Source organism: Streptomyces sp. NBC_00457, assembly GCF_036014015.1.
Taxonomy (GTDB): Bacteria; Actinomycetota; Actinomycetes; order Streptomycetales; family Streptomycetaceae; genus Streptomyces.
On sequence record NZ_CP107905.1, the window covers coordinates 10,556,752 to 10,569,008 of the forward strand.

The following is a 12,257-nucleotide window of genomic DNA, read 5'->3' on the forward strand; positions in this document are numbered from 1 at the left end:
GCCTAGGGCTTGCGGCGGCGGATCCGGTGCCGTGCGACCCTCCACCGCACCCGGCTGCCACCGCGGCGCCCCGTGCGGGGCCGGCCGCACCGTCCCGCCCAAGCTGCGGGCATGCGTGCCGCCTGGGGCGGCACGGGTGGGCGCAGGCGGCACCCCGTCAGCGCCGGGCTGCGCGACCCACCCCCGGGGCAGCCACCCCACGCACAGCTGCACCCCGCCCAGCGCAGCCAACGCCCGCCGGCCTCGGCGACGCCGTCGTCCAGGCGCACCCGCCGTCCCGCACTGCCGCCCTGCGTCGCCGGGGCCGCGGCCGGCGGACACGACAGGGCGCCGGGCCGTGCGGCATCCGCGGTCACCGTGCCCGGTCCCGTCACAAGGCCGCCTGCCGGAGCACCCGTGCTCCGGCAGGCGGTCAAGGTCACGCCCGCGCAGCGGCGGTCAGTGCGGTGCCTTCACCGCGGCCCGGTTCTGCCAGGGGCGGCACACCGCCAGGAAGCAGACCAACGCGGCCAGTGCGCTGCCCAGTTGGACCAAGGCCATCGGCACCGCCGTCTGCTTGCCCGCGATCCCCACGAGTGAGGAGGCGATCGCTCCCATGAGGAAGCACGACGTGCCGACCAGCGCGGAGGCGGACCCCGCGGCGTGCGGGGTGCGCATCAGCGCGAGCGCGTTGGTGTTGGGCAGGATCAGGCCCAGCGAGGAGATCATGACGAAGAGGCAGGCGGCGATCGGCACCGCCCCCGCGGTGCCGAAGGCGCCCTGCGTCACCAGCAGCAGCGCCGCCCCGGCGAGGGTGAGCAGCGCCAGTCCGCACCCGAGCGTCTTGTCCAGGCGGACCCGGCCGACGAGGATCTTGCCGTTGATCTGGCCGACGATCATCAGGCCGAGCGAGTTGAGGCCGAAGAGCAGCGAGAAGGTCTGCGGGGACGCCCCGTAGATGTCCTGGATCACGAACGGTGAGGCGGCGATGTAGGAGAACAGCGCTCCGTAGGCGAAGCCGTTGGTCAGCAGGTACCCGGTGAAGATCCGGTCGGCGCACAGCCCGTGCATGATCCACAGGGCCGCGCGTACCCCGCCGCTCTGCCGCCGCTCCGCGGGCAGGGTCTCCGGCAGCCGGCGCCAGACGAGCAGGGTGAGCGCGATGCCGATCACGGCGAGGACGAGGAAGATGCCGCGCCAGTTGGTGACGTGCAGGACCTGTCCGCCGATGACGGGCGCGACGATCGGGGCGATGCTGGATATCAGCAGCAGCGTGGAGAAGAACCGGGCCATGGCCAGGCCGTCGTAGAGGTCGCGTACGACGGCCCGGGCGATGACGATCCCGGCCGCCCCCGCCAGGCCCTGCAGCAGCCTGAAGGCGATGAGCACCTCGGCGGTGGGCGCGAAGGCGCACATCGTGGCGGCGACGATATAGACGAGCAGTCCGGCCAGCAAAGGCCTGCGCCGTCCCCACCTGTCGCTCATCGGGCCGACCACCAGCTGCCCGAGCGCCATGCCGGCCAGGCACGCGGTGAGGGTCAGCTGGACGGTCGTGGCGGTCGAGCCCAGGGTGCGGGTGACCTCCGGGAGGGCCGGGAGGTACATGTCCATCGACATCGGCGGCACCGCGGCGAGGGCGCCGAGGATGAACGTGACGAGGAGACCGGTCCGGCGCAGCGCCGGGCCCCCGCCGGCCGTATCGCGTCCCGTCGCCGGGGACGGCGCCCCGGGGGATCGCTTACGTCCGGCGGCGGCTTCCTCGGCTTGCTGAGACATGCGCCCTCCGCGTCCAGTCGTTGCATGGCTAACGGCGATGCTCTCAACCGGGCGCTACAGAACCGGCAGGGCACCGGTGGCGCAGGAGAAATCGACTTGTGCGCCACTTGAGCCCAACTCGGCGTGACCCACGTCACTTTGGGGCGGTCTTGGCGCGGAGAGTGCGCCCGTGTCACTATTCCAGCACGCCCTCCCTGCCCAAAAACTGTTCTGGGGCAGTGGATTGAGCATCGTAGTCACCGTTTCGTACGGGTGAGACCGACGTCCGTGCCAGGTGGCGGCACAGGTTCCCTCTCGCATCACATCCTCAACGCGCCGTGGCGCTTTGCGCCCTGCGGCTTTGCCTCAGTGCGCAAGCGCCGCCGGCGCTGATCCGGCATGCCCTGTGCCGCGCCTGTTGCCCAAGTGATCGCGGTGGTCGGCACGTTCTGTGCGGTGCGGCCTGCCCGCGGCCGCCCCGCACCCGCCTCCGCCGTAACGACCTGACGAGAACCGCTTCGGAAGCTGTGCGCGGATTCTGCACGCACAGAAGGCAGACTCTCGAGAAATGAGACCCCAGATATGCCAAGGCTATGCAAGCCCGCGGTGAGCGCGCCGGAACACGTCATCACGATGGAAGAGACGCTGGAGTTCGCCCAACAAGCTCATGCAGGAAAGCCGCAGCTTCCTCTGGCGCTCCGGCTGATCCGGAACACGGGGGTGCTGAAGCGGCATATCGTGCAGCCCATCGAGCAGACACTGCGCCACCCGGGGCTGACCGAACGCAACCGCATCTACGAGGCCGAATCCAAGAAGTGGTGCCCCCCGGTCATCGAACAGGCCCTTGAGAACGCCGATGTGGCGGCCCGTGACATCGACGCCATCATCTACGTGTCGTGCACCGGGTTCCTGATGCCGTCGCTGACCGCATGGCTGATCAACAGGATGGGACTGCGCTACGACACCCGGCAGATACCCATCGCCCAGCTGGGGTGCGCGGCAGGCGGCGCGGCGGTCAACCGCGCCCACGACTTCTGCGCGGCCCACCCGGGAAGCAACGTCCTGATCGTCAGTTGCGAGCTGTGCTCGCTGTGCTACCAGCCCGACGCCGACGACATCGGCTCGCTGCTGTCCGACGGGCTGTTCGGCGACGCGGTCGCGGCCGCCGTGGTGCGCGGCAGCGGCGGCGTCGGCATCGAACTGGAGCGCAACGCCTCCTACCTCATTCCCAACACCGAGGACTGGATCTCCTACGCGGTGCGCGACACCGGCTTCCACTTCCAGCTGGACCGGCGGGTGCCCGGCACGATGGAGCCGCTGGCCCCGGTGCTGCGGGAGTTCGCCAAGGACCACAGCTGGGACGCCGGCAACCTCGACTTCTACATCGTCCACGCCGGCGGCCCGCGGATCCTGGACGACCTCGCCAAGTTCCTCGAGGTCGACCGCACGGTGTTCCGTCACAGCTGGTCGACCCTGACCGAATACGGCAACATCGCCAGCGCGGTCGTGTTCGACGCGGCACGCAGGCTGTTCGAAGAGGACCCCCCGGCCCCCGACGCCACCGGTCTGATCGCGGGTTTCGGTCCCGGCATCACCGCCGAGATGGCGCTGGGCCGCTGGAGCGTCGACGCACCGGGCGAATTGGACTGAGCCCTGTATGACTGGTCTCATTCTCCCGCCCGGTCAGGGGCGAAAGCTGATCACCAAGGCGCAGGAAGTGACCTTCAAGGCCACCGAGGCGCACGGCTCCTCCATATCGATCTTCGAGGTGGTGGTGCCGCCCGGGTTCGATGTCGGGGCCCATGTCCACAGCGATGCGCAGGAGTTCTTCTACGTCCTTGAGGGGGAGCTGCAACTGCTGGCCTTCGAGCCCATCACGCGCACGCAGGAGAGCTGGCACGAGTGGGAGTCGCCCGAGGGGGACCGGGTCGTCCGGGCCACCGAGGGGGCCAGCATGTTCGTTCCCCCGGGAACGCCGCACGCGTTCAGGAACGCCTCGGACCAGCCGGCGCGCATGCTGTTCCAGTGCTTCCCCTCACCCATTCACGAGCTCTACTTCGACGAGATCGCCGAGATCTGGTCGGCCGGCGGGCCGCCGGACGCAGAGGCCATCGAGGAGATGCGCCGGCGCTATGACGTCAGTCAGATCACGCCGCTGCGCTTCGACCCGCCCCCTCTTCTCGATTCCCCGTCGGCAACGGAGCGCGGAGCGCAACGGAGATGAGCGACATGGACAAGATTTCCCTGGTGCACGCAAGCCTGGGGGAGCAGGAACTGGCCGCCGTCGCCGAGGTGTTCGCCTCCGGCTGGCCGGCCGGCCAGGGCCCCAAGGGCAAGGCTCTCGAGGCCCGGCTGAAGGAACGTTACGGTGCCGGTGACGCGGTCGCGGTCAGCAACTGCGGCGCCGCACTGCACCTGGCGATGCTCGCGTTCGGCGTCAAGCCGGGCGACGAAGTGATCGTCGCCGACTACACGTTCCCGGCACCCGCCCATGCGGTGCGGTACGTGGGCGCCACGCCGGTCTTCGCCGACGTACGCGCCGACACCGGCACCGTGGACCCCGAGGCGGTCGCGGATCTGGTCTCGGCGCGCACGGTGGGCATCATCGCCGTCGACACGGTGGGACTGCCCGCGGACTACACGCAGCTGCAGGCGATCGCCGACCGCCACGGGCTGTTCCTCGTCGAGGACGCCGCCTGCGCGGTGGGCGCCACCTACCAGGGGCGTGAGGCGGGCGCGCTGGCCGAGGTGGCCTGCCTGTCCTTCCACGGACGCAAGGGAGCCACCAGCGGGGAGGGCGGCGCCCTGATCGCCACCGACCCGGCCATCGGGGCGCACACGCGGCAGCTCTCCTCCTTCGGCATCGGCAGCATCTACGACCAGGCGCAGGTCATCGGCCTGCCGATCCCTCAGTTCACCGAGATCGGCTACAACTTCAAGCTGTCCGACATCGCCGCGGCGATCCTTGAGGTGCAGCTCGGCCGGATCGAGGAACTGCTGGAGCGCCGGCGCGCCGTCGCCGCGCGCTACGCCGAACTCTTCGCCGGCGAGGAACTCCTGACGGTGCCGCACGTACCGGCGGACCGTACCCACGCCTGGCAGTCCTACCTGGTGACGCTGGATCCGGGCGTGGACCGCGCGGCGGTCGCCACCGACCTGCGGGCCCAGGGAATCGGCTGCCTGCACGGCACCTGGGCCAGCCACCTGCAGCCCGCGTTCGGGGCCCAGCAGGTGTGCCCGGTCTCGGCGGATCTCTTCCGGCGCAATCTCGGCATACCCATGCACGCCGAGCTGACCATGGACCAGGTCGAACGGGTCGTGGAGGTGCTGCGTACCGCGGTGCGCACCCACGCACGGCCCGTCGGCCGCGCCGCCTAGGCCCCTGCGGCACAGGGGCGGGCCGTTGTTCCAGGCAGTTTTGACGAGCCGTCCGTACGCCCCCCTTGCCCCGCATCGAGCACCGTGCGCCGTTGACCTCGCGACGTGCCCCCGAAGGAGACAGTCCCCATGAAGGGCTCCACAGCCTACAAATCGATACAGAAGCGCGGTCTGCACATCGGCCTGCTGCCGGAGATGGCCGCGGCCGTGAACCCCTCGACACCGATCAGCCTGGACCACGACCTGGACGTCCTGCCCGAGGCGGGGCGGCGCCTGACGGTGGCTCAGTACGCCGAGCACGTGGACGACCTGGCGGGCCGCCTGTGGGCGGCCGGTGTCCGGCCCGACGAGCGCGTCGTGCTCTACAAGAGGGCCAATGCCGACCACTGGATGCTCGCCGCCGCGGTGTCCCGCATCGGCGCGGTCGTGGTGAACCTGTCGCCGGCCCTGGACGCCGCGACCGTCGCCGTCCTGCTCGAGCGGGTCGGCCGGCCGACCCTGCTCACCGACGCGGCCAAGCTCGACGTCCTCGCCGAGGTGCCGCTGGAGGAGATCACCCAGCGGGTGATCTCCTCCAGCGGCCACCGGCCGGGGGCCCTGCCGCTCGCCGAGCTCGCCGGGGCGCCGCGGGTCAGGCCGGTGGTCCGGCCGATCGACGAGGCCGCCGTGATCACCCACACCTCCGGCACCACCGGGATTCCCAAGCTCGTGGTGCACACGCCCCGCACCCAGGGCATCCGCCTGGTACCGCAGTGGCGGCTGCTGTCCCTGATGCGGAAGAAGGAGACCGTCGCGATCCACGTGCCCTTCGTGCACTCGCGGATGGTCGCGGCGATGTCCCTGGCCCTGCTCAAGCAGTACCCGGTCCTGCTCATGCGGGAGTCGGACCCCGCCGACGTCGCCGAGCAGCTCATCGAGCACCGGCCGGCCTTCATCGAGGCGCTGCCCAACTCGCTGATGGAGTGGGAGGGGCTGGCCGAGGACCCGCGAGCGCCGTTCGGGTCGGTGAAGGTCTTCAGCAGCACCTTCGACGCGATCCACCCCGGGACGATGAGCCGGCTGCTGAAGGCCTCCGACCGGCGCGGGGCGCTGTTCTTCCAGATCTACGGGCAGAGCGAGGTCGGTCCGGCCGTCGGCCGCGCCTACTTCCGCCACTCCGCCCACAAGGCCAACGGGCGCTGCGTCGGCTGGGCCATGCCGCACGGCGCCGCGAGGATCCGCGTGGTGAGCCGGGACGGCAGGGCGCCGTCCGAGCAGAGCCCCGGCTTCATCGAGGTCGCCTGGGACGGCATCGCCAAGACCTACTTCGCCGAGCAGGACCGCTACGACGCCAACCGCAACGGCCAGTGGTGGCGCACCGGCGACGTCGGCTACCGCACCCGGTTCGGCTGTCTGCACATGCTCGACCGGGAGGTCGACATGATCCCCGGGGTGCGCAGCTCCCTGGAGATCGAGGACGTGGTGCTGGGCGAGCTGAGCGAACTGAGCGAGCTGGTCGTGGTGCAGGGCCCGGGCGGCGAGGCGGTCCCGGTGATCTGCACCGTCGACGACCAGCCGCTGGACCGGGGCCGCTGGCGCGCGGCCGTCGCCGGTTTCCCCCAGCTGGCCGACCCCGTCCAGATCCCGCAGGCCGAACTGCCGCGGACCGCCACCTTGAAGGTGCAGCGGCTCGCCCTGGCCCGCCGGCTCGAACAGGAGCGGGAGCGGCGGGCGTGACCCGCCACGCAGCCACCTGCCGGTCCGAGGCGGCGTAGGCGGACACCCAAGGACGCCGCCGGATTCTGCTGCCGGGCCGGCCTCGGGACCGCCGGCGTGCTGCTGAGCGGTGTTCCCAGGCCGGCCATCCGGCCCGGCTGCCGCTGCCATGGGGGAGGGAGGGCCCGGTGCAACGACGGTGTGCAAAGGGCACGGAACCGGACCCGCGCGGGTGCGCACCCGCGCGACCCGTGCGCCGACCCGGCCGGCCGCGGCGGCGTCGCGGACACGGCGCAGCCGGCCGGCCGGTGCGCCACTGCCGGCTCGCTGCCGATCGTTGCTCACCCCGCTGAAGCCGGCGTGAGCCGGGCCGCGGTGCAGAGCCCGGGGCCTGCCCGGCCGGCACGTCCTGCCCGGCCGGGCTCACTCATGCGCCGCACTCCGCACTCCGCCTCACGTGCTCATTCCTCCTGCCCAAGGAGATATTCAGTGACCGAGGTGACCTCCTGGCCCGGCACCGGTCAGGAGCCGGCTGCCTGCGTGCGCAGCATCACCGATGACCTGCTGCAGCGGGTGGAGCAGCGGCTGAGCTCGTTTCTCTCCGCCGAGCGCGCCCGCTACGCCGAGGTGGATGAACGGGCGGTGGTCGCGGTCGACGCGCTGTCCGATCTGGTCGCCGCGGGCGGCAAGCGGATCAGGCCCGCCTTCTGCATCACCGGCCATCTCGCCGCCGGCGGTGATCCGGGCGATCCCGGGATCGTGGCGGCGGCCGCGGGCCTGGAGATGCTGCACGTCTCCGCCCTCGTCCACGACGACGTCCTGGACGACTCCGGCCGGCGGCGCGGAAAGCCGACCGTGCACACGGTCTTCTCCCAGCGGCACCAGAGCCGGGGCTGGCAGGGCGAGTCACGCCGGTTCGGCGAGGGCGTGGCCATCCTCGTCGGCGACCTCGCGCTCGTCTACTCGGACGAGCTGGTGTCCCAGGCGCCGCCGGCACTGCTCGCGCAGTGGCACCGGCTGCGCTCCGACGTGACCATCGGCCAGTACCTGGACATCGCCGCGGCCGCCGAGTTCTCGGTCGATCCCCGGCTCTCCCGGCTGATCGCCCTGATCAAGACCGGCCGTTACACCATTCACCGGCCGCTGGTCATGGGGGCGAGCGCGGCGGGCCGGCCCGACCTCGCTGCCGCCTTCGCCGCGTACGGCGAGGCGGTGGGCGAAGCATTCCAGCTCCGTGACGACCTGCTGGACGCCTTCGGGGACGCCGCGCAGACCGGCAAGCCCGCCGGCCTCGACTTCCGCCGGCACAAGATGACGCTGCTGCTGGGGTGGGCCATGCAGCGCGACGAGCGCATCCGCTGTCTGATCACGCAAGGGGGACACAGCCCCGACGAGGTGCGCCGCCGCCTGCTGGACACCGGTGTTCCCGAGCACGTCGAGAAGCACATCGCCGGCCTCGTCGAGCGGGGCTGCGCGGCCCTCGCCGACGCGCCCGTCGCCCCGGTGTGGCGCCACGAACTGACAGACATGGCCGTGCGCGGCGCCTACCGGAACACCTGAGCCTGCACCAGACGCCGAGATCGACGCTTGGAGGAAGAATGTCGGGAACCGCGCAACTGGCAGATCTCTATGCGGACGTCGAAGAATCGGCCGGGCTCCTCGGCGTGACGTGCTCGCGTGACAAGATCTGGCCCGTCCTGACCGCGTACGAGGATGTACTCCCGCAGGCTCTGATTGCTTTCCGGGTGGCGACCGACAAGCGCCATGAAGGAGAGTTCGACTGCCGTTTCACGGTGCCCACGCACGTCGATCCGTATGTCCGCGCCCGGTCGTGCGGCCTGATCACCGAGACCGGGCATCCCGTGGAGCTGCTGGTCTCGGACATCGAGCAGCGATGCCCTGTCGACCTCTACGGCGTCGACTTCGGGGTCGTGGGCGGATTCAGGAAAATCTGGGTGTACTTCCCGGAGAGCGAGTATCAGAGCCTTCCGAAGCTCTGCGGCATTCCGTCGATGCCCCGCAGCCTGGCCGACAATGCCGGCTTCTTCGCCGACCGCGGCCTGGACGACAGGGTCGACGTGATAGGGATCGACTACCACAGCAGGACAGTCAATCTGTACTTCACCGAGTTCCCGGGCGAACTCCGCGAACCGCAGGCCCTCCTGTCGATGCACCGGGACATAGGAATCCCGGATCCGAGCGAACAGATGCTCACGTTCTGCGAGAAGGCATTCGGGTTCTATGCCACGCTGAACTGGGACACTTCAAAGATCGAGCGGATCGCCTTCAGCGTGAAGACCCAGGATCCGCTGTCGCTGCCCGCCCGGCTCGGCCCGAAGATCGAACGATTCGTGAAGAGCGTCCCGTACGGCGTGGACCACCCCAAGATGGTCTACGCGGCCATGACGAAGTCCGGCGAGGAGTACTACAAACTCCAGTCGTACTACCGGTTCCAGCCGCGCAGCCGACTGGATCTGATGCCGTCGGCCGACCCTGCCGCAGACGCCGCGTAGCCCGGGCCGTCACATGGAATCGGCAGTCTTTCACTTCAGCCGGCTGGAGCATCTCCTGCGGGGCCACTCGATCCGCACGGTGACGGTGGACGGCGCCCGCGCGGAGTTCGTCACGGACCCGGCCCTGGTCCACCGCATCCTGGTCAAGGACAGCAAGAACTACGGAAAGGGCGAACTCTTCCAGAAGGCCAGGAACCTCAGCAGGGCGGGGCTCCTCGCGCAGGACGAGTCCGTCCACCGGCACTACCGGCGACTGGCCCATCCGCACCTGCGGACCGCGGCGGTCGCCGACTACGCCCCGGTCATGCGGGAGATCGCCCGTGCCGCGGTGACCTCGTGGCGTCCCGGGCAGGCCGTGAACATCCAGGCCGAGATGTGCCGGGTTTCCGCCGGAATCGCCCTGAGCACTCTTCTCCACGGCCTGCCGCCGGACAGGTCGGCGGTTCTCGGTGAGCGTCTTGCCGCGCTGTCCTGGGAAATGATCAGGAGGCCGCTCCATGGAAAGGCGGCCGCGCGGGCACAGCGGCAGAGGTCGTCCGAGCGGCTTGGGCGGGCACGGGAGGACGTCCGCGCACTGCTCGCCTCCTGCATAGCCGGCCCGCTGCGCTCGCCGGGCTCCGGGACGGACTATCTGTCGGCACTTGTGTCGGACTCCGCAAAGGACGGCACCCCCCCGCTGACCGCGGAGCAGGTCTGCGCCGAGGCGGTCATGCTGCTGACGGCGGCCACGGTCACCACGGCATCGGTGATGTCCTGGGCGCTGTATGTGATGTCCGAGGAACCCCTGATCGAGGAGAAGGTCCTCAAGGACATGGCGCAGGCGGGAGGCGGAGGCGTCGCACCGGCTCATGGGCGGGGGCCGGCCAGTTACACCCTCCGGTTCCTGATGGAGGTGCTGCGGCTCTACCCGCCGGTGTGGATCACCTGCCGGCGGGCCCTTACGGCGGTCAGGCTGGGTGAGCGTTCATTCCCCGAGGGCACCCACGTGCTGTTCAGTTCGTATCTGCTGCACAGAGATCCCGTCCGTTACCCGGACCCGCACCGGTTCGATCCCGACCGGTGGCTCTCGACGCGGCCGGCCGCGGACGAAGCCTCGTACATCCCTTTCGGGACGGGTGCGAAAGGGTGCATCGGGGAATCGTTCGCCTGGAAAGAACTTGAAATCCTCCTGGGTGCGGTGGTGCAGGAATGGCAGCTGACCGTCGAGGCCGGCAGCCGGATCCGTAAAGCGGCGGAGACCACGCTTCATCCCCGCCGGCTTCTCATGGTCCCTCAGCCGCGGTAGTTCTCCAGGACACCGAAAAGGGACCGCCCACGGCTTTCGCCTCGGCCGCAGCGCGGGGTATGCCGCCCGGCAGGAGCCGGGCGGATTGCCGCTGGAGGCGGGCTCGACGTTCCCTCGCGCGTGAAGGGGCCGCACCTCCGGTGCCCTTGGCGCGAGATGGCCACCGTGTCACTGTTTCCGCACGCCTGGCCCGACCCGAGACCGCCGTGCGGCAGCCCAATGAGCGCCCCCGGACCAGCGCTGGGGCATCGCCGGCGGACACCGCGTCCGGCGGCGTCTGCGGTGGGCCGCCGGCCGGCCCCGACGCATCAGCCGGCGCGGACCGTTCACCCACCCGTCGTCGATGACCGGCGACGCGGCCTCACCCCTGCCGGGCCCCGCCGGAACCCGCGGTCACACGGCACGTGCGAAGGCCCTGTGCCGGCTGAGTTCAGCAGCAGAGCGTTGGATCGACACTTGGAGGACGAATGTCTGCAGTCACCGTGGTCGACGAGGTGTACTCGGCCATCGAGGAATCAGCCCGGCTGGTGGGGGCCGCCTGCTCACGGGAGAAGGTCGTGCCGATCCTGACCGCGTACTTTCCTGACGGGGAGGCACTGGCGCAGGCCGGGGTGGCGCTCACCGTGCAGACCGGCGAGCGCCACGCAGGGGAGCTCGACTACACCATCAACGTGCCTGCAGAGGTCGGCGATCCGTACGCCCTCGCTCTGGCGAAGGGCTTTGTCGCGGAGACCGGCCATCCCGTGGGGGCCCTGCTCTCGGAAGTCCAGCAGCGGTGCCCTGTCAACGAGTTCATGATCGACTGTGGAGTCGCCGGCGGCTTCAAGAAGATCTATGCGCACTTTCCTCATGACCTGCAGGCGGTGTCAAAACTTGCCGACATCCCGTCCATGCCGCCCGCCGTGGCCGGCAATCTCGGTTTCTTCGCCCGTCATGGACTGAATGACGTGGCGATGATCGCGTTCGACTACCGGCGCAACACCATCAATCTGTACTTCACCCGGCTCTCGGATGAATGCCGCGGACCGCAGAACATCCTGTCGATGCTTCGTGAAACCGGCCTGCCGGATCCGGACGAACGGATGCTGGAGTTCGCTCGGGGTGCGTTCAGGGTCAATGTGACCCTCGGCTGGGATTCTTCGAGGATCGTGCGGTTCTGCTTCGCCCCGCCGCCGGCCCGCGGCGTGGACCCGTCGACACTTCCCGTGCACGTCGAGCCGGGAATCCAGAAGTTCGCAAAGAACGCCCCGTATACCTACCCGGGCGGTCGGGTGAACCTCCTGGGTGTCAAATGGACGCCCGATGGAGAATGCCTTGATGTCGCGTCGTACTACCAGCTCTCGCCACTGCACCGGAAGGTTCTGTCGGCGATCCACAAGCAGGAGTTCTAGAGGGCTCGCCGGCCGATGAGTGTCTGAGTCCGGGGCGGCACCCCGGACCTTCTCGGGGTCCCGGACCGTTGGGGCGGACCGGGATCCGGCGGCGCGGCCGCCCCCGGACCTGCCGGCACGGCCCGGGGCGGATGGCGGGCGGGCCCGAATTAAAACCGACCGAGGCCCTGTTTATTGACCCCTGCGCGACGGCATTACTGCCTCTCGCCCGGTCCCGGGATCTGTGGAGGACGGCTCCGGGAACGCTCGAATATTGCTGGG

The 12,257-nt window shown here is 70.0% G+C and carries 9 protein-coding genes; 8 read left to right on the plus strand and 1 reads right to left on the minus strand.

The window, feature by feature from the left end; all coding sequences use genetic code 11:
* Positions 1-438: 438 nt before the first annotated feature.
* A complete protein-coding gene (locus tag OG828_RS48205) occupies positions 439-1,755 on the minus strand; it encodes a multidrug effflux MFS transporter (protein WP_328436301.1) in 1,317 nt (438 codons plus the stop codon).
* 561 nt (positions 1,756-2,316) lie between these two features.
* Between OG828_RS48205 and OG828_RS48210 the strand changes: the two genes are divergently transcribed.
* The 8 genes from OG828_RS48210 to OG828_RS48245 all read left to right on the plus strand — a co-directional run bounded on the left by OG828_RS48210 (position 2,317) and on the right by OG828_RS48245 (position 11,996).
* Positions 2,317-3,384, plus strand: coding sequence for a type III polyketide synthase (locus tag OG828_RS48210; RefSeq protein WP_328349262.1), 1,068 nt, complete (start codon positions 2,317-2,319; stop codon positions 3,382-3,384).
* Positions 3,385-3,391: 7 nt separating this feature from the next.
* A complete protein-coding gene (locus OG828_RS48215; protein WP_328349261.1) occupies positions 3,392-3,958 on the plus strand; it encodes a cupin domain-containing protein in 567 nt (188 codons plus the stop codon).
* Between the two features lie 5 nt (positions 3,959-3,963).
* On the plus strand, positions 3,964-5,112 hold the full coding sequence (locus OG828_RS48220) for a DegT/DnrJ/EryC1/StrS family aminotransferase (protein ID WP_328349260.1): 1,149 nt from the start codon (positions 3,964-3,966) through the stop codon (positions 5,110-5,112).
* Between the two features lie 129 nt (positions 5,113-5,241).
* Positions 5,242-6,828, plus strand: a complete 1,587-nt coding sequence (locus tag OG828_RS48225) for a class I adenylate-forming enzyme family protein (RefSeq protein WP_328436299.1) — start codon at positions 5,242-5,244, stop codon at positions 6,826-6,828.
* A gap of 468 nt (positions 6,829-7,296) precedes the next feature.
* Positions 7,297-8,367 (plus strand): polyprenyl synthetase family protein, encoded by a 1,071-nt coding sequence (locus tag OG828_RS48230; RefSeq protein ID WP_328499773.1) that lies wholly within the window; start codon positions 7,297-7,299, stop codon positions 8,365-8,367.
* A gap of 38 nt (positions 8,368-8,405) precedes the next feature.
* The gene (locus OG828_RS48235; protein ID WP_328499772.1) at positions 8,406-9,320 is read left to right on the plus strand and encodes an aromatic prenyltransferase; all 915 of its coding nucleotides are present in this window, start codon (positions 8,406-8,408) and stop codon (positions 9,318-9,320) included.
* A 13-nt stretch (positions 9,321-9,333) separates the two neighbouring features.
* The gene (locus OG828_RS48240; protein WP_328499771.1) at positions 9,334-10,605 is read left to right on the plus strand and encodes a cytochrome P450; all 1,272 of its coding nucleotides are present in this window, start codon (positions 9,334-9,336) and stop codon (positions 10,603-10,605) included.
* 467 nt (positions 10,606-11,072) lie between these two features.
* A complete protein-coding gene (locus tag OG828_RS48245; protein ID WP_328436296.1) occupies positions 11,073-11,996 on the plus strand; it encodes an aromatic prenyltransferase in 924 nt (307 codons plus the stop codon).
* Positions 11,997-12,257: the final 261 nt, after the last annotated feature.

Excerpts from the sequence above, each read along its gene's own strand:
- OG828_RS48240 (WP_328499771.1), top strand. The coding sequence starts at position 9,334 with ATGGAATCGGCAGTCTTTCACTTCAGCCGGCTGGAGCATCTCCTGCGG.
- OG828_RS48215 (WP_328349261.1), top strand. The coding sequence starts at position 3,392 with ATGACTGGTCTCATTCTCCCGCCCGGTCAGGGGCGAAAGCTGATCACC.
- OG828_RS48245 (WP_328436296.1), top strand. The coding sequence starts at position 11,073 with ATGTCTGCAGTCACCGTGGTCGACGAGGTGTACTCGGCCATCGAGGAA.
- OG828_RS48225 (WP_328436299.1), top strand. The coding sequence starts at position 5,242 with ATGAAGGGCTCCACAGCCTACAAATCGATACAGAAGCGCGGTCTGCAC.
- OG828_RS48235 (WP_328499772.1), top strand. The coding sequence starts at position 8,406 with ATGTCGGGAACCGCGCAACTGGCAGATCTCTATGCGGACGTCGAAGAA.
- OG828_RS48205 (WP_328436301.1), bottom strand. The coding sequence starts at position 1,755 with ATGTCTCAGCAAGCCGAGGAAGCCGCCGCCGGACGTAAGCGATCCCCC.
- OG828_RS48220 (WP_328349260.1), top strand. The coding sequence starts at position 3,964 with ATGGACAAGATTTCCCTGGTGCACGCAAGCCTGGGGGAGCAGGAACTG.
- OG828_RS48210 (WP_328349262.1), top strand. The coding sequence starts at position 2,317 with ATGCCAAGGCTATGCAAGCCCGCGGTGAGCGCGCCGGAACACGTCATC.